This is a genomic window from Bryocella sp., from assembly GCF_058498515.1.
This window is the reverse complement of record NZ_JBMHYI010000014.1, coordinates 60,374-77,463: the sequence shown is the minus strand read 5'-3', so window position 1 is coordinate 77,463 and position 17,090 is coordinate 60,374. Positions and strand designations below refer to the sequence as shown.

Genomic DNA, 17,090 nt, shown 5'->3' with positions numbered 1-17,090 from the left:
GCCAGAGAGAAAACCCTTTGGATCATCTCCCACAAACAGAAAGGCCCCGGATCTCTCCGGGGCCTTTGTCGTTGCATCTGCGGGAAGCCGTACTCGCCGTCCGCGCAGGACCTAGTACATGCCGTCCATGCCGCCGCCGTGGTTGTGGCCACCGCCGGCTGCTTCCTTCTTCTCGGGGATCTCGGCAATGATCGCCTCGGTCGTGAGAAGCAGGCCGCTGATCGACGCTGCATTCTGCAGAGCCGTACGCGTCACCTTGGTCGGGTCGATGACACCGGCCTTCACCAGGTCCTCGTAGACGCCCGAACCGGCGTTATAGCCAAAGTTCGTGTCCTTCGATTCGTGGATCTTGCCAATCACCACCGAGCCCTCTTCACCAGCATTGCTGACGATCATGCGCAGCGGCTCTTCGATCGCACGACGGATAATCGTCGCTCCGATCTTCTCATCGCCCTCGAGCGTCTTGATCAACGCATCGACAGCCGGAATCGTACGGATCAGCGCAACTCCGCCGCCCGGGACGATGCCTTCTTCCACAGCCGCGCGCGTCGCATGCATCGCATCTTCCACGCGGGCCTTCTTCTCCTTCATTTCGGTCTCGGTAGCCGCACCGACCTTGATCACCGCAACACCGCCAACCAGTTTGGCCAGGCGCTCCTGCAGCTTCTCGCGGTCGTAGTCGGAGGTCGTCTTCTCTACCTGAGCGCGAATCTCCTTCACGCGGCCTTCGATCTTGGCATCCTCACCACCACCGTCGACGATGGTCGTGTTGTCCTTGTCGATGGTGATGCGCTTGGCAGTGCCGAGGTCTTCGATCTTTACTCCCTCGAGCTTGATGCCGAGATCTTCAGTGATGGCCTTGCCGCCGGTGAGGACAGCGATGTCCTCGAGCATGGCCTTGCGGCGATCGCCGAAGCCAGGAGCCTTCACGGCAGCGACGTTGAGCGTTCCGCGCAGCTTGTTGACGACGAGGGTTGCGAGCGCTTCCCCGTCGACATCCTCTGCGATGATGAGCAGCGGCTTGGCGGTGCGGGCGATCTGCTCGAGCAAGGGGAGCAGGTCCTTCATCGTGGAGATCTTCTTCTCATAGATGAGGACATAGGGGTTTTCGAGAGCCACTTCCATGCGCTCTGCGTCGGTGACGAAGTAGGGCGAGAGGTAGCCGCGATCGAACTGCATGCCTTCGACGACGTCGAGCTGGGTCTCCATAGTGCGGGACTCTTCGACGGTGATGACGCCATCCTTACCGACCTTCTTCATCGCGGCGGCGATGATGGAGCCGATCTGCTCGTCGGAGTTGGCGGAGATGGTGCCAACCTGGGCGATCATGTCGCCGGTGACGGGCTTGGAGAACGTGGAGAGAGCGCCGCCAACGACGACGCCATTCTCATCGCGCTTGCCGATGATGGCCTCGACGGCCTTGTCGATGCCGCGCTTGAGGGCGGCGGGGTTGGCACCGGCGGCGACAGTCTTGACGCCTTCGCGGAAGATGGCCTGGGCCAGGACGGTGGCGGTGGTGGTGCCGTCGCCGGCGATGTCGGAGGTCTTGGAGGCGACTTCCTTGACGAGCTGGGCGCCGACGTTTTCGATCGGGTCGGAGAGCTCAATTTCCTTGGCGACGGTGACGCCGTCCTTGGTGATGGTGGGGGAACCGAACTTCTTCTCGATGACGACGTTGCGGCCCTTGGGACCGAGGGTCACCTTGACTGCGTTCGCCAGGACGTTGACGCCACGCAGGATGGCCTGACGCGAGTCCTCTCCGTGCAGAATCTGCTTTGCCATTGTGTTGTGCTCCGTCGCGGCGCTGTGGCCGCGGATGATGTGTTTTGAATCAGGGGCCAGGGTTTAGGGCCCAGGGCCCAGAAGGCGGTTGGCGTCACGGCTGAAGCCGTGACCTGCCGTATGTGCCGGGCGCGGAGGTTACTTGAGGATGCCGAGGACTTCTTCTTCGCGCATGATGAGGAACTCTTCGCCATCGAGCTTGATTTCAGTGCCCGAGTACTTGCCGAAGAGGATGGTGTCGCCGGCCTTGACGTCGAGCGGGAAGGTCTTGCCTTCGTCGTTGGACTTACCCTTGCCGACGGAGATCACCGAACCCTGCTGCGGCTTTTCCTTGGCCGAATCGGGGATGATGATGCCGAACGAGGTGGTCTGCTCGGACTCTTCCTTGCGCTTGACGAGGATACGGTCGTGAAGCGGCGTAAACGTGGTGGAAGCCATGTTTCGTAAGTCTCCTTATGACTTTTGCGGCTGAGTTTGCAGCTTTTGGGCTGAACTTTTGAGGGGAGCGCAGAGTTCCGGTTTGTGCCGGATCGCCGGCGGGCCAGGTGCTGGCACTCTCCCTTGCCGATTGCTACTCTAGGCCTTGGCAATCGAGCGTGTCAACTGCCAACGGAGAAATCTTAGTGAATTACGCTAAGGTTTCCGGGCGTTGTCCGGCGAACCGGATTCCAGGAGATCGGAGCAAGTCCGAACATCTCCTCAGCGGCTGAAGCCGAGTCGCAATCAGCCCACTTGTTGCGGGACTGAAGTCCCGCCCTGACAAAACCGAGTTTCAGAGGCTCCCTGGGCGCATGCAAGGCTAGGAATGGGCCATTTCGGAGCTGGCGGGGTACAATCTCTGCCATGCTGTCCGTGTTTCGCTCCCGCTATTTGCCTCTTGTCACCGCCGCTACGGCCGTCTTCGGCATGCTTTCCGCCTCCGCCCAGGAGCCTAGCCACGGGCGCAAGTACAAGCCGCTTCCGGCGACTGCCCACGTGGTGGTTACGGTGGAGAAGGGCTTCAACTCGAAGCCGCTGCCCAACGTTGCGGTGGTCTTCCATGCGGTGCGTGAGGGCCACGACGATGGCAACCTTGAGATCAAGACGGATCCCGATGGGCGCGCGGCGATCGACGTGCTGGAGGTGGGAAGCCACGTGACGCTGCAGGTGATTGCGCGCGGGTTTGCGACGTATTCCACGGATTTCGACCTGACCAGCGACTCCAAGGAGATGCTGGTGAAGATGCAGCGTCCTCGCGCGCAGGTTTCTGTGTATGAGGACAATGATGGGAAGAATGCCCAAGTGAAGCCGGGGACGCAGGAGCGGGTAATTCCGAAGTCGGCGCCGGCGGGCAGTGCTGCGCCGCCGGCGGCGACGCCTCCTCCTCCCGCAAGCTCTTCACCGACGTTATGGACCGCAGGCGGCGCCACGAGCACACCCCCTGCCGGAAACCCCCGTTGAGTCACGAACCTGGGGATCTTGCGGCGTCGAAGGCGCTGACCGGACAGCGGGTGCTGATCACGGGCGGAGCGAAGCGGATCGGGCGGACGATTGCGCTGGAGCTGGCCGCGGCCGGGGCGCAGGTTGCGATCACATATCGCGGGTCGAAGTTTGAGGCGGACCAGACGGTTTCGGATTTGATTGCCGAGGGCTCGGATGCGTTCGCGCTGCAGTGCGATGTGACCAACGAGGCCAGCATCAACACGGCGGTGGATGAGGCGGTGCAGCGGATGCATGGGCTGGACATCCTGATCAACAATGCCGGGGCGTTCGAGACAGCTCCACTGGAGAAGATTACGGCGGAGCAGTGGGACGCGATGTTCGCGACCAACACTCGCGGACCGTTCCTGGTGGCCAAGGCGGCGCATGGAGCGCTGGCGGCGGGGAGTGGGCGGATCGTGAACATCGGGTCGCTGGGCGGGCTGCATCCGTGGGCGACGCATGCGCACTACTGCACGTCGAAGGCGGCTCTGCATATGCTGTCGCAGACGATGGCGAAGGCGTGGGCTCCGGAGATCAGCGTGAACTGCGTGGCTCCGGGGATGATTGCGATGGGCGTGGTGGATGCGACCTATGAGCACCTAGCAGCGAGGACTCCGATGAAGCGCAATGGAACAGCGCAGGATGTGGCGGCGGCGGTGTTGTTCTTCGCGACGGCTCCGCATTTCATCACCGGGCAGCTGCTGGCGGTGGATGGCGGGCTGGCACTGTAGCCGTCAGATTAAGTACAGGTAAACGTGCCAGAGATTCGTGAGTTGCGGTAGTAAGATCTGCTTACTTTTCATTTGCAGGCGGCATCGTTGCCTGCCATCGGAGCGTTGCATGCGGTCAATGGTTCTTCTCATTGCTGGCGTGGTCCTCGCAGCGCCCGCTGTTCTTGTTTCACAGAACAAGTCGGCGAGTCCGGCTCCCACAGCGTTTGGAATGCTTTCCGGGGGCTCGTCCTGCGTGATCTTTGCGGAAGGTCATAAGACGAGCGGACGTTTCTATGGTGTCGCCGTCACCACAAAGACGGTGGGGAAGCTGACCCTGGTCGAGAGCTTGAATTACACGTTTGCGGAGAAAGAGGTCCCGGAGACGCAGGAGGAGATGAACCGGCTGCTGCAGATCGCCCAGAAAGACCACGTCAAGTTCGTCAAGATTCCAGAGAAGTATTCGCCTGACCTGCTGGATCAGGCTCGTGCCATGTGTCAATCGAGCCCGCAGTAATAACTGTGTTTGCGATGTTGCTCCGGCGATTGTGTGACCGGAGGAACTTTGGTGAGCGGCTCTCCGTAAGGAGAGGCATGCTGACAACGTCGCTGACTGGGTTTCTCCGTCTTGCGCTATGGATTGGGTTGGGTGTGGCGTCCTGGAGCCTGGGGGCCCAGGGGCAGGTCGCAGCTGCTACGCAGCCGCTGCGGTTTGAGATCGCGTCGATTCGATTGCATGGGCCTGCAGGGGACGAGCCGTCGGATCGCAGGGTATTGCCGGGCGGTCGTTTCGTGGCGAAGGTGACTACGGTGCGGACGCTGTTGCGGGTGGCTTTCCTTACCGATGACAGCCGGATGTCGGGCGCACCCAGCTGGGTGGACGACGAGACGTTCGACATCAGTGCGACCACGGCGGATCGCGCGGAGATTACGACGCCGGAGCAGTTTCAGCAGGTGATTCTGTCGCTGCTGGAGGAGCGCTTTCAGCTCAAGTTTCATCGTGAGCATGCGGAAGGCGCGGTGTACTGGCTGGAGGTGAACAAGCCTGGAAAGCTGGGGCCTGCGCTCAAGCCAAGCAGTGGGGACGCGCAGCCGAACATGAGTGTGAGCAGGACCGGCGCATTAGCGTCGATGAAGGTATCGAGGATGTCGATGGGGGACGTTGCCTCGGCGTTGCGGCGGCAGGCGGGGCGTCCGGTGGAGGACCACACCGACCTTACGGGTAAATTCGATTTCCAGATTCAATGGGCTCCGGATCAGACGGCTGACTCGGTGGAACCTTCGCTGTTCACGGTGCTGAAGGAACAGCTGGGGTTGAAGCTGCAGCCGGCGAAGGGGAGCCTCGAGACGCTGGTCATCGATCAGATTCAGAAGCCTTCGGAGAATTAGGGGAGTTTGGCAAAGTGCCCTCAGCGGCTAAAGCCGGATTGTATGTGCGTCGTTATTGTCACGGCTGAAGCCGTGACCTGCCGTTCGTGCCGGTTGACCATAAGCCGTGTGTGCCTGGTTGAGCGGAGAGTCTCACTGCTGTATGTGGAGTGTTGTTCGAGGTAGCGCACCGTAGCGAAGCAATCCAGGGAGGATATGCCGTGACGCAACGTATCGATGCCAAGGTAGCGGGATGGGCGTATCTCAGTTACATCGCGTTTGCGATGTCGAGCAGCGTATTGTTCGGGAAGGCGATGGGCGGGGGCGATATCTCGCAGCGGCTCTTGAGCCTGACCCACGCGATGGGATTGGCGCGCGTGACGGTGTTGATGGACCTGTTGCAGCCGGTTTGCGCACTCGTACTGGCGGTGACGCTGTATCAGCTGGTGAAAACGGTGAACCCTACCGTGGCGTTGCTGGCGATGGTCTTCCGCGTTGGTGAGGGGTTGCTGGGTTTTCTGCCGTTGCTCGGAAAGCTGGAGCTGCTGCAGCTGGCGAAGGCGATGGCAGCGGGCTCGGCACTGGAGCTGAGCGATCTCGCGCATGGGAATGAGGTGCTGCATCGGCCTGACGAGGTGTTCAGCGAGTTCTGCTTTGTGGTGGGAGGATTTTTGTTCGCGGCTTTGTTCCTTCAAGGGCGATTGATTCCGCGCTGGCTGGCATGGATCGGTGTGATCACGATTGGGGCGCAGCTGGGCTGTGTTCCGCTGCATATCGCGGGGATCATTCCTGGGTCGGTGGTGAACGGGATGTGGCTGCCGATTTTGCTGTATGAAGTGCCGCTGGGGATATGGCTGATTGCGAAGGGGACGGAGACACAGACAGTAGAGGGTACAGACAGTAGGCAGTAGAAGGAAGAGCAGACAACAGACAGTAGGAGCTGCTTGCTTCTTGGAGATCGCGGAGCCGCCTTAGAAAGGCCAAATCGAGCTCCGAGCTTTCCCTCAGCGGCTAAAGCCGCGCCGCGGACATTGCGCTTATGGCGGGACTGAAGTCCCGCCCTGACAAAACGGGGCCCGTCCAAACTCTGCAACCTGTCCAGACGCTCTAATGGGCTCGAAAGAGGCGCTTCCACCAGGGGCGGGTTTCGTCGTCTTCGTCGTCGAAGAGGCCGCGGGGTTCGGGTTGGGGAGGCAGGGGTTGGCCTTGCCAGACGGCCATGGGGTTGGTGAGGCAGAGTTGTTCGGCGTACTCTTCGCCGTGTTTGCGGGCGACCCAGTCGCGGGCGGCGGTCATGCGGGGCGCGCGGCGGATGGGGTCGTGAGCGTCGGTGGCGAGGAAGTGGACCCAGCGGTCGGCGAGGAGCTGGTGGGCCATCTTCTCGGCGGCCTTGCCCATTTCGCCGGTGACGGACTGGCAGGTGACCTGGCAGAGGAGGCCGGCGCGCATCCAGTCGCGGAGGCGTTCGGGGTCGCGCTGGAGGGTGGGGTTGCGCTCGGGATGGGTGAGGATGGGGGTCATGCCGGCATGGCGGAGGTCGTAGAGCGTCTCGCCGAGGGTGCGGGAGATGGCCATGTCGGGGAGCTCGATGAGGATGTACTCGGCATGGTTGATGGTGTACTTGCGCGGGTTCGCGAGGGCGTCTTCCACGTTGTCGTAGTTCATGTGGAAGTCGCAGCCGGTGGCCAGGGTGAGGGGAAGGCCTTCGGCAGCGAGGGCTTCGCGCAGGAGGGCGAGGCGCTCGGCGATGAGGGCGGGCTGGAAGGCGTATTTTCCGCTGGCGTGGGGGGTGCAGACGACGTGGGTGATGCCGTCGGCTACGGCGACCCGGGACATTTCGACGGAGACTTCGAGGTCCTTGGCTCCGTCATCCATCCCGAAGAGCAGGTGGTGGTGCAGGTCGACCATCGAGTTAAGCGTAACACCGTACAGCGTTTGGTTCCGGGTGTGCATCGAAGCCCAAAGAGAGCTCCGGTATCTTCAGCAGGTGGGACGTCGTATGATGAGAGGGAAACGCTGCTCGTCATCACGTCCCCGCGAAGAGTGCGGGACTCGGGCCCAGTTTGACTTCAAGTACTACAGGAAATCTATTCATGTCTGACGCAACGACTCAGAAGGCGAAGCCGCGTGTGCTGGTGGCTGACGACGAGCAGGTCATCGCCAACACCTTGGCTATCATCCTCAACCAGGCGGGCTTTGAGGCCCGTGCGGTGTACAGCGGCGAGAAGGCGCTCGAGGCTCTCGACGACTTTCAGCCGGACATGCTGATCTCGGACGTGATCATGACCGGGATGACCGGCATCGAAGCGGCGATCCAGACGCGGACCAAGCTGCCGAACTGCAAGATCCTGCTGTTCAGCGGCCAAGCCGCGACGGCCGACCTGCTGGAGCGGGCGCGGACGCAGGGCCACGAGTTCGAGATCCTGGCGAAGCCGGTGCATCCGACGGATTTGCTGGCGAAGCTGCGGGCATAAGAGAAGATTCGAGAAACGAGAGGCGAGATGCGAGGCCGGGGCGAAAGCCGGGGACTTGCATCTCGTTTTTTGTGCGTCGGGGCTGCGTTGGTGCTGGTCCCCGTGAGCTTGTGGCGCAGCGGAGAGGTTCTTTTGTAGAGGTATGAGGTTTTCAGGTCGTGGAGGATGACTCTGCGAGTCTTCCTCCACTGCAGCTACGAGGTGAAGCTGTCGCTGGCGAGGGTAAGACCATCGTTAGAGCGGGAGGCCGGCGTTCCGGCGGCGGAGTTCTTGGGCCTTGAGCTCGATGAGGTATTCGTAGATGGCGGCGAGCGTGGCGTAGGTGATGCCGGCGGAGCCATCGAGCACGGCGCCGCGGACGAACATCATGTAGATCCACTTGATGAGCGGGCGGCCGGGCAGGCGGTAGAAGATGGCCTTCTGGGCGACACGGCGTTCGTGGAAGTTCTTTGCGAAGAAAGCCTGGCGGAACGAGGCGGAGCTGCTGTCGGTGCGGTCGACGAGGAGCTGGGCTTCCATCGTCGAGTAGGTGTTGTGCTTGGCCACCCAGTGGCTGATGCCCTTGGAAAACGGGTGGTGGTCGAGGGGCGCGGCGAGGTTGGCGATGTCGCCTTCGACCTCGACGACCTCGTTGACCTCGCGAGTGTAGCGGGCGCGGCCTACGCGGAGCAGGCGGACGTAGAACGGCGTCATCTGGGCGTGCTTGAGCCATGTGCCCCAAAGGAAGTCGCGGCGGCGCATGCGGAAGCCGGCGATGTTGTCGGGAACGCTGGCGACAGCGCGCTGCATCTCGACGGCGAGCTCAGGGGTGACGCGCTCGTCGGCGTCGAGGACCATGACCCAGGGATGAGCGAAGGGCAGCGCGAGGCCGGCGTTGCGCTGCTTTGCGTAGCTATCGAAGGGACGGAGGGTGACCTTCGCGCCGCGGGCTGTGGCGATGTCGCGGGTGCGGTCAGTGGACTCGGAGTCGAGGATGTGGATGTCGTCGGACCAGGCTACGGAGTCGAGGCAGCCGGGCAGGTCCTGCTCTTCGTTGCGAGTGAGGATGAGGACGGAGAGGTCGCTCACGCGGCCGGAACTCCGGAGACTTCGGCTTCAGCGTAGGCGTCGACGGGAAGCGGGTTGCCGTTCTCGTCGATGGTGCGGCGGCGCTCGCGGATCGGGACGGCTGGATGGCCGCTGTAAACCGTCCAGGGTGCGAGGTCGCGGACGGCAACGGAGGCGAGGCCGAGGACTGCGCCTTCACCTACGGTGACGCCGGGAGCGACCGAGGCACGCGCGCAGATCCAGGCGTAGCGCTGGATGTGCATGCGGTAGGAGAGCAACGGGAAGGCAGGATCGTCGGCGTCGTGGGTGGCGCCGCAGAGATAGCAGCCCTGCGAGAGGATGACGTGGGAGTCGAGATGGATGGGCGAGGGGTTGTAGATCTCGACGCCGTCTCCGGCGGCAACGTGGTCCTCACAGATGAGGTTCCACGGGGCCCAGATCCTGGAGCTGGAATAGAAGTGGCAGTTGGGACCGAGTGTGGCTCCGAAGCAGCGCAGCAGGAAGGCGCGCCAACGGTGCATGGTGCGCGGAGACGGGCGATACAAGAGGAGCCAGATGATGTTCCAGATCAGCCGAACGAGGCGATTGACGAAGGAGAAGGATGGCCGGGTGTAGGCGTCTGCGTTGTTGAGGCCTTCCTGGGCGCGATAATCCGGAGCACGCTGCATCAGAGACTGCCCTCCGCGACTAAGGCTGACGGGGCCGGCGGTGCGAAGACACTGAGGATGGCCTGAGTGTTGCGAGGCATATCGAAGCGGTCCTGGAAGAGCTGTTGGGCGCGGGCACCCATGAGGTGGCGTTGATCCGGGGAGAGCTCGAGCCAGTGACGGAGGAGGCGCGAAACACCTTCGGGGGTGTCGGCTTCGACGAGTCCGGCGCCTGCGGCTGCGATCTCCGGCGCGATGTTGACGGGATGAGTGAGCAGCACCGGCCGACCGGCGGCCATAGCCTCCGCCACGGCCACGCCGAAGTTCTCCTGGTGAGAGGTCAGCACGAAGGCCTCGCAGGAGGCCAAAGCTCCGTACTTTGCATCACCGCGCAACATACCCGGCCAGTGTACGCGATGCGCGAAGGGTGTTTGTGCGAGGCGTTGGCGAAGGGACTCACCCCAGCCATCGGCCTCGGGGCCAGCAACGACGAGGTGCAGATGGGGATCGATTGCGGCTGGCCCTTGCGGAGCGGTGAAGGCGTCGAGCAGGAGGTCGCAGCCTTTCTTGGGGTCGATGCGGCCGAGGAAGAGGAGGAAGCGATGGCCGGCTGCAGACGGAACCGCAGCGGCGAAGGCGTCGCGCTGGGCTTCGCTGAAGGGTGGAGGAGCCTCGCAGCCGATAGGCGTCACCATGGGCTGCCAATGGGCAGGGAAGAAGGTTTGTTCTGCGAGCTCGCGCTCGGCGGTGGCGGTGAAGAGCACGCGGTGCGCTCCACGGAGGGTCCAGTACTCCTCCATGAGCCAATAGAGGAACTTCTTCAGGTGTTTGATGGGATGCGCGCGGCGGAAGTAGGGGTCGAGCATGCCGTGAGGGAAGACCACGTAGGGCACACGACCGCGGAGAGCGATCCGTGCGGCCACGCCTGTGTACTCCCAAAGGCCATGGACGATCACGCCATCGAAACGATCACGGTTGACGATGAGCCAGTCGCGCAAGGAGGGTGCGTGCCACTGCTTGTTTGCGGAGCCGAGGGCGTGCACGGGGAAGGGCAGTTCGTGGAGGAAGACGGCGAAGGGATCGTCGATCGTGGCGACCTCGGAGTGATAGCCCGGGGGAGCATGCTTGACGAGCATTCGAATCACCTCGGTAGGACCGCCTGCGGCCGGGTTCACCGTGCCGATGAGATGAAGAATGCGTGGCATGTTTCCGTTCCTGTCCAAAGACCGCGAGCGGTCTTGCAGCGTACAGCTCTAAGAAGGACCGCTGCAGTGGAGTTGGATGCACAAGACTGCGAACTCGAACACGGCTGTAATGGCCGATTTGTCTGGCGGCCAGCATAGCAGCGGAGGCGGTCCGTGCTGCCCTTGTTCTTGTCGCGACAAGAACTGTCTTTGGATTTGGGAATTAGGTCTTTGGATTGAGGGATGCGCCCGGCGGGATCACGTATGCAAGCGTCGAGTGGTGTAGGCGAGCGCTTCCCGCAATCCGGCCACGTCTTGTTCGAAGCTCCAGGCATGAATACGTTGGATGGCGGCATGGCCCATGCGGGCTGCCTTCCCAGGCTCGTGGAGGATATCGAAGAGAGCGTCGGAGAGTGCGGGGATGTCTCCGACAGGGAAGACGTCGCCTTCGACTCCGGGAGTGACGAGGTCGAAGCCGGAGCCGACGTCGGAGGAGACGACGACGGCGCAGCCCGCGGCCATGGCCTCGTTGACGATGAGGCCCCAGGGTTCATGGCGCGAGGGAAGGACGAAGACGTCGCTCATGGCGAACAAACCGGGTAACTGGGACTGGTTGCGGAAGCCAGCCAGGCGGACGTCGTGCAGGGCGTGGTCGCGGATGTAGGCTGCGAGAGCATTGCGCTCTTCGCCGTCGCCGACGATGACAAGGTACGGAGCGGTACCAGCGAGGCGCGGCAGGAGGCTTTCGTAGGCCTGGACCAGGTCGATGGCGCGTTTGCGCTCCTGTAGCTTGGAGGCGAAGAGGATGACGGGCCGGCCGGGGTCGAGGCCGAGTTCTTCGCGCGGCGGCACGCTTTCTGCAGTGCGGGCGGCGAACCAGGCGTTGTCGACAGCGTAGGGCATGAGGAACTGTGGGAACTCGACGCCGAAGTAGTGTTGCCAGTACTCACGATTGACGGTACCGATAGGCAGCGTGGCAGCGATGCCGTGGCTGAGAGTGCGCAGAAAGAGCTTCTTGAGTGCAAGCTTCCAGGAGCTGCGGGGGCGGTCGGCGAGCCATGACTCGGCGCGCAGGAGTACGGGGATGCCCAGTGCATTGGCGGCGAGGATACCGTGCAGCGCGTTGATGCTGGCGTAGCCGTGAACCCAGAGGGCGTCGAATGCAGGGGTGACACCGCTGCCGCGGAGGCGGCGGTAGATGCCGGCGCTGATGGGGTTGGTGGAGGAGACGGTTCCGCTGTCGCGGAGGCTGGGGAGGAACTCGTGGCGATAGCCTTCGAGCAAGGGGATGTCCCACTTGACCTCGACGCCGAAGCCTTCGTCTTTGTAGGAGCGTACGGAGAAGTCGGAGCCGAACAGGACGGTGAGGTCGATGTCCGGCTCGCGAGCGATGCGGCGCAGCAGCGGCGCCTGGTATTGAATAGGGTGGCTGACGAGGTACGCCAGCCGGACCCTGTCCTTCTGCGCTGTTTGAGTCATCGAGTGGTTCGATGCGTTTCGGGCTACTGCCGAATGATGGCAATGCTTGTGATGGCCAGGCTGACGGCACCGAGGAGAGCACCGAGCCCGCCCTGCTCGATGGCGACCTTGAGACCGCTCTGCGGCACGAAGACGATGTCGTTGGGTTGCAGGATCGGGTCGGGCGCTTTGCCGTTGAATGCTGCATCGATGTCCAGCTTGACGACGGTGCGCTTGTCGCCGATGGTGCGGATGATGCGAACGTCCTTCGGCTTGGCGTCGAAGATGATTCCCCCGCTTAGCGCGGTGGCCTGCATGAGGGTCAACGGGGAATAGGGGGTTAGATTGATGACGCCTGGGGCTTTGAACTGGCCCAACATGTAGACCACGCCGATGCGTGAGACCACGATGGTGTCGCCGGAGAAGATGGGGATGTTGGCAAGCGCGCTGTGCAGGGGATCGCTGCCGAGGTCGATGACGATGGGCTCCGGCACGCCGGGCCGATTGATGGTGATGACGTGGCTGGCGGTGACGGGAAGGCCGCCAGCACTGGATAGCACATCGAGCAGACGGCGGGAACCGACGATGGGCACGTTGCCGTGCATCTCGCCGATCATGGTGGCGGCTGCATTTGGTCCCGCAGTGACGACGAGCGTGACCGCAGGGTCACGGTACATGCCGGCCTGATCGAGAGCGTGAGCGATGCGCAGCTCGGCCTCGGAGACGGTGAGGCCGGCGAGCTTGATCTCTCCGATGAGCGGAAGCAGGAGGCTGCCGTCGGTTCCGATGCGACCGATGGGGGCGTACTCGGGCTGATTGAAGATGTGAACCTGGACGTCGTCGCCGGAGTTGAGCACCTGATCGTGCTCGGCGGGATAGAGCAGGGCGGGGTCGGTGGTGATCAGAGCGGGGCGGTTGACCTCGGGGCCGACGGTGCTTGAGGCCGGCCCATTGAACTGGGCGTGCGAGCGGCCGGCGGTGAGAACGAGGACCGCGGTGCAGAGGGTGAGGCGTGCGATGCGGGCGACGGAGCTGCCGGGGCGCATCGCTGGGCTGCTGGATGGCGTGCGCATTATTGTCCACCTCCTTCGTCACCGCGTTTGGAGCGGCGCTTGCCGGCCTTGGACTCCCAGCCGTCGTGCTCCACGCCCTGCGAGCCGTAGCCTGAGTAACCGTAGTAGCCGTAGTAGGAGTAGTACTCCGGAGAATTGAGGTCGACGGCGTTTAGCGCGATGCCGGCCAGCGGAGCCCCGGCGCGGATGAGGAGATCGCGGGCACGACGTACTGCCTGTTTGCCGCTCTTGCCGTGCCGGACGACCAGTACCACCGTGTCGACGTCGGGCGCGAGCACGATGCTGTCTGTGACGGAGAGCAGCGGCGGTGAGTCGATAACGATGTGGGTGTAGATGCCGCGGCACTGCTCGATGAGGTTGCGCATGACCTCGGAGCCGAGCATCTCGGTGGGGAATGGAGGCACAGGCCCACTGACGAGAACGTCGAGGTTCGGCAGCTCGGGGACGTGCTGCAGGGCCTGTTCCAGCGTGACGCTGCCGGTGAGGACCGAGCTGAGACCGAGCTTGCCGTTGAGGCCGAAGCGATGATGCACGGTGGGGCGGCGAAGATCGGCGTCGATCAGGAGGGTCCTGAACTCGCGCTGCGCCAGCACGGCGGCAAGATTGGTGGAGACGGTCGTCTTGCCTTCCGAGGGTGTGGAGCTGGTGACCAGGACGACCTTGGGTTCCTTGCCCGCCTTGGCCAGCAGCAGCGAAGTTCGCAGGCCCCGGAAGGATTCCGCGAACTGCGACTTGGGCGCGGCGAGGACGCCGATATTGCGCGCGACCAGACCGGTGGCGTTCTGCTCGGCGGAGGTGCGGCGGGTCTTGGGAATGACGGCGAGTGATGGCAAGCCGGTGATCCGCTCGATCTCCATCACATCGCGGAGGCCCGTATCGAGGCTGTCGAGGACGAAGGCCACGATGACGCCGAGGATGAGTGCGACGACGAGGTCGATGGAGATGATAGTGGAGCGGGGCTTGAGCGAGGGATAGATGGGCGCGACGGCGTTGTCGACGATCTCGATCTCAGTGGACTCGAGACCGGCTTCTACGGCGGCGGTGCGGAGGCGCTCCAGCAGGCCATCGTAGAGCTGACGATTGGTCTCATATTCGCGCTGCCGGAGGGTGTACTGCACCATCTGATCGCGGAGCTGGAAGGCGCTGGACTTCTCCGCCTCGAGAGCGCCGCGGGTCTGCTGCTCATTGGTGCGCGAAGCGATGTAGTTCTGCTTGGCCTGGGAGAGGACGCGGTCCTCTTCGCTGCGGATCTCCTGGGAGAGGGTGTCGATCTGGGCGCGGAGGGCGCGGATCTGGGGGTTCTTGTCCCCCATAGCGACGCTGAGCCTGGCGAGATCGGCCTTGGCGGTTTCCATCTGCGTGCGCAGCGTGGCAAGCTGCGAGGAGGTGGTTTCCCCGCTCTTGATGGGGTCAACGGAATCGTCGACCTGGCCGGGATCCATGCCGGAGAGAGTGTGGTAGCGAACCTCAGCCATGATGCGGGAGATCTGCGCCTCGCCGACGGCCTTGTTGAGGTCTTCGAGGTTTGTGGTGATCTCGTTGTGGGCGGGATCGAAACCAAGGATGCCGATCCGCTTTTGCAGATCGATCATCTGTTCCTGCGAGGTCTCGACTTCCTGTTTGAGGTCGCCGAGCTGAGTCGAGAGGAAGTCCGAGACGCGCTTCTGGGCTTCGGCGCTGGATTCCAGGCTGCGGAAGATGAATTCGCGGATGAGCTTGTTGACGATGTCGGCCGAGAGGTCGGCGCTGAAGGTCTGGCAGGTGATGTGGATCAGGTCGGTCTTGGGGACGACGGTGACGTTGACATCGCCCCTCAGGATGTTGAGCACCATCTGGCGGACGACGGGGTCTTCGAGGTTGCGGTGGGGCTGGACCTGCTTGGACTTCTGGGTGCCGAGGAACCACTTGTTATTGGCGAGATCGAGATCGCGGGCCACCGTGAGCAACAGGGTGTCACTCTTGAGGATGGCGGCCTGGGTCGGGAGGCGCGCCGAAGAGCTCTCGAATCCGGCGCCGCTGGTCGATGGGCCAATCTTGTATGCGTTGGATGCCCCACTGCGGATCTCGATGTTGCCGTAGGCCTCGAAGAGACGCGGCTGCGTGGCGCTCTGATAGAGCGCCACGGCGATGCCCAGGATGGCTGCCGCGAGGATCCAATACTTGCGTTTACGGAGGGTAAGCCAAGCGTCCGATAGGGTCGTATCGCCTGAAGCTTGATCCTGCATAGCCTGTGGCATGACGACATCGGGCTCACTCGCCTGGAAAGTCTGAGCGCGGACCGGAATCATTGCGTTCAGTGTACGCGATCCGGGCTGGCAAACGCTGCAACGACATCGCTTGAGAAGTTGACCAGAGCAAATCGGCACAGCGTCTGTGATAATGGCCATAGAAATCCATCCCTGCCACCGCAGGACACGCTCTAAGGGGAGCATCGACATGAAAGAGCCGATCCGGATAGCCGTCGTGGGCTCGGGATATGTGGGACTTGTAGCTGCTATCTGTTTTGCGGAGATGGGGCATGAGGTAATTTGCGTCGATAACGACGAACGCAAGGTCGCCGCCCTGCAGGGGGGCGACACGCTGATCCATGAGAATCACCTGCCGGAGTTGCTGGATCGCTATCGCAACCAGCGGGTGCGTTTTACGACCGACCTTGCCGAGGCCACACGCGTTTGCCAGGCAATCTTCATTGCGGTCGGAACACCGCAATCGGAGACAGGCGATGCTGACCTGTCGTACGTCGAGGCGGTAGCGAGCGAGATTGCGCGGCATATCGACAGCTACAAGGTGATCGTCGAGAAGAGCACGGTTCCGGTCTATACGAACGAGTGGATCCGGCGGGTGATCGAGCGCAATGGCGTTCGCCGCGATGCGTTCGACGTTGTGTCGAACCCGGAGTTCCTGCGCGAGGGCACGGCCGTCGAGGACTTCCTTCACCCGGACCGCATCGTGGTGGGAGCGGACTCCGAGCGGGCTGCGAAGCTGCTGAACAGGATCTATGAGCCGCTGACCGACGGCAGCTACTATGACAGCGCGACGGTGATTCCAGGCTGCTGTTCGCGGGAGAATCTTCCTCCGTTGCTGAATACCTCGACGAAGAGCGCGGAGATCATCAAGCACGCGTCGAATGCGTTCCTGGCGATGAAGATCAGTTTCATCAACGCGGTCTCGAACCTGTGCGAAGCGGCGGATGCGAACGTGGAGCAGGTGGCTCGGGGCATGGGTCTGGATTCGCGCATCGGGCCGAAGTTTCTGCGGCCGGGTATTGGTTACGGCGGCTCATGCTTCCCGAAGGATGTGGCGGCGTTCCGGTCGGTGGCGGACCAGATGGGCGTGGACTTCAACCTCCTGGCGGAGGTGGAGAAGATCAATGTGAACCAGAAGAAGCGCTTCCTCGCGAAGGTGCGGAGCGCGCTCTGGACGCTGCGCGGCAAGCGGCTCGCAGTGCTCGGGCTGGCGTTCAAGGGAGATACGGATGACATCCGCGAGAGCCCGGCGATCGACCTGGTGGAGATGCTGCTGGGCGAGGGGTGCGTGGTCGTGGCGTACGACCCGGCAGCGATGAAGCGCTCGCAGGCGGTGCTTCCACCCTCGGTGCAGATGCGCTATGCGGAGTCCGTGGATGATGCTGTGCGGGATGCGGACGCGGTGCTGGTGCTGACCGACTGGCGTGAGTTCGCAGAGATCGATCTGGAGCAGTTGCACAGCCTGTTGCGCTATCCGATCATGATCGATGGCCGCAACCTGTTCGATCCGGCGCAGATGGCGGAAGCCGGGTTCACGTACCTGAGCGTCGGTCGCGCGACGGTTACGCCGATACGCGAGACGGCAGTGGTCGGAGCCTGAACCAGGCCGGATGGGCCTTGACGGCCGGGAAGAAACCAAC

The 17,090-nt window shown here is 62.8% G+C and carries 16 protein-coding genes; 7 read left to right on the top strand and 9 right to left on the bottom strand.

Annotation, left to right across the window (positions count from 1 at the left end; genetic code table 11):
* Positions 1-111: 111 nt before the first annotated feature.
* Together groL and AC5E6W_RS04530 are read right to left on the bottom strand one after the other, a co-directional pair.
* The gene (groL, locus tag AC5E6W_RS04535; protein ID WP_491751075.1) at positions 112-1,782 is read right to left on the bottom strand and encodes a chaperonin GroEL; all 1,671 of its coding nucleotides are present in this window, start codon (positions 1,780-1,782) and stop codon (positions 112-114) included.
* A gap of 138 nt (positions 1,783-1,920) precedes the next feature.
* Entirely contained in the window at positions 1,921-2,220 is a 300-nt protein-coding gene (locus AC5E6W_RS04530; protein ID WP_491751074.1) for a co-chaperone GroES, read from the bottom strand.
* Positions 2,221-2,625: 405 nt separating this feature from the next.
* On the opposite strand from AC5E6W_RS04530, the gene AC5E6W_RS04525 reads away from it, so the two are divergent.
* The 5 genes from AC5E6W_RS04525 to AC5E6W_RS04505 all read left to right on the top strand — a co-directional run bounded on the left by AC5E6W_RS04525 (position 2,626) and on the right by AC5E6W_RS04505 (position 6,232).
* Complete coding sequence (locus tag AC5E6W_RS04525; protein ID WP_491751073.1) at positions 2,626-3,222, top strand: hypothetical protein; 597 nt, start codon at positions 2,626-2,628, stop codon at positions 3,220-3,222.
* Positions 3,219-3,974: an SDR family NAD(P)-dependent oxidoreductase gene (locus tag AC5E6W_RS04520; protein WP_491751072.1), complete on the top strand. Its 756-nt coding sequence runs from the start codon at positions 3,219-3,221 to the stop codon at positions 3,972-3,974. Before AC5E6W_RS04525 ends, AC5E6W_RS04520 begins: the two co-directional genes overlap by 4 nt.
* A 109-nt stretch (positions 3,975-4,083) precedes the next feature.
* The gene (locus tag AC5E6W_RS04515; protein WP_491751071.1) at positions 4,084-4,470 is read left to right on the top strand and encodes a hypothetical protein; all 387 of its coding nucleotides are present in this window, start codon (positions 4,084-4,086) and stop codon (positions 4,468-4,470) included.
* A 77-nt stretch (positions 4,471-4,547) separates the two neighbouring features.
* Entirely contained in the window at positions 4,548-5,342 is a 795-nt protein-coding gene (locus tag AC5E6W_RS04510) for a TIGR03435 family protein (protein ID WP_491751070.1), read from the top strand.
* Positions 5,343-5,542: 200 nt separating this feature from the next.
* Entirely contained in the window at positions 5,543-6,232 is a 690-nt protein-coding gene (locus tag AC5E6W_RS04505) for a DUF4386 domain-containing protein (RefSeq protein ID WP_491751069.1), read from the top strand.
* A gap of 196 nt (positions 6,233-6,428) precedes the next feature.
* On the opposite strand, the gene AC5E6W_RS04500 is transcribed toward AC5E6W_RS04505, so the two are convergent.
* Complete coding sequence (locus AC5E6W_RS04500) at positions 6,429-7,274, bottom strand: tyrosine-protein phosphatase (RefSeq protein ID WP_491751068.1); 846 nt, start codon at positions 7,272-7,274, stop codon at positions 6,429-6,431.
* Between the two features lie 140 nt (positions 7,275-7,414).
* Here AC5E6W_RS04500 and AC5E6W_RS04495 point away from each other — a divergent pair, with 140 nt between their 5' ends.
* The gene (locus AC5E6W_RS04495) at positions 7,415-7,795 is read left to right on the top strand and encodes a response regulator (RefSeq protein ID WP_491751067.1); all 381 of its coding nucleotides are present in this window, start codon (positions 7,415-7,417) and stop codon (positions 7,793-7,795) included.
* 234 nt (positions 7,796-8,029) lie between these two features.
* On the opposite strand, the gene AC5E6W_RS04490 is transcribed toward AC5E6W_RS04495, so the two are convergent.
* The 6 genes from AC5E6W_RS04490 to AC5E6W_RS04465 all read right to left on the bottom strand — a co-directional run bounded on the left by AC5E6W_RS04490 (position 8,030) and on the right by AC5E6W_RS04465 (position 15,492).
* The gene (locus tag AC5E6W_RS04490; RefSeq protein ID WP_491751066.1) at positions 8,030-8,863 is read right to left on the bottom strand and encodes a glycosyltransferase family 2 protein; all 834 of its coding nucleotides are present in this window, start codon (positions 8,861-8,863) and stop codon (positions 8,030-8,032) included.
* Positions 8,860-9,510: an LbetaH domain-containing protein gene (locus tag AC5E6W_RS04485; RefSeq protein ID WP_491751065.1), complete on the bottom strand. Its 651-nt coding sequence runs from the start codon at positions 9,508-9,510 to the stop codon at positions 8,860-8,862. Before AC5E6W_RS04485 ends, AC5E6W_RS04490 begins: the two co-directional genes overlap by 4 nt.
* Positions 9,510-10,694 carry a glycosyltransferase gene (locus tag AC5E6W_RS04480; protein ID WP_491751064.1) on the bottom strand — a complete coding sequence of 395 codons (1,185 nt, stop codon included), beginning with the start codon at positions 10,692-10,694 and terminating at the stop codon, positions 9,510-9,512. The genes AC5E6W_RS04485 and AC5E6W_RS04480 overlap by 1 nt, the downstream gene beginning before the upstream one ends.
* Before the next feature lie 237 nt (positions 10,695-10,931).
* A complete protein-coding gene (locus AC5E6W_RS04475) occupies positions 10,932-12,152 on the bottom strand; it encodes a glycosyltransferase family 4 protein (RefSeq protein WP_491751063.1) in 1,221 nt (406 codons plus the stop codon).
* A 23-nt stretch (positions 12,153-12,175) separates the two neighbouring features.
* Positions 12,176-13,204, bottom strand: coding sequence for a polysaccharide biosynthesis/export family protein (locus tag AC5E6W_RS04470; protein ID WP_491751062.1), 1,029 nt, complete (start codon positions 13,202-13,204; stop codon positions 12,176-12,178).
* A complete protein-coding gene (locus AC5E6W_RS04465) occupies positions 13,204-15,492 on the bottom strand; it encodes a GumC family protein (RefSeq protein ID WP_491751061.1) in 2,289 nt (762 codons plus the stop codon). The genes AC5E6W_RS04470 and AC5E6W_RS04465 overlap by 1 nt, the downstream gene beginning before the upstream one ends.
* A 148-nt stretch (positions 15,493-15,640) precedes the next feature.
* Here AC5E6W_RS04465 and AC5E6W_RS04460 point away from each other — a divergent pair, with 148 nt between their 5' ends.
* Positions 15,641-17,050 carry a UDP-glucose dehydrogenase family protein gene (locus tag AC5E6W_RS04460; RefSeq protein WP_491751060.1) on the top strand — a complete coding sequence of 470 codons (1,410 nt, stop codon included), beginning with the start codon at positions 15,641-15,643 and terminating at the stop codon, positions 17,048-17,050.
* The last annotated feature ends 40 nt before the right edge of the window (positions 17,051-17,090 follow it).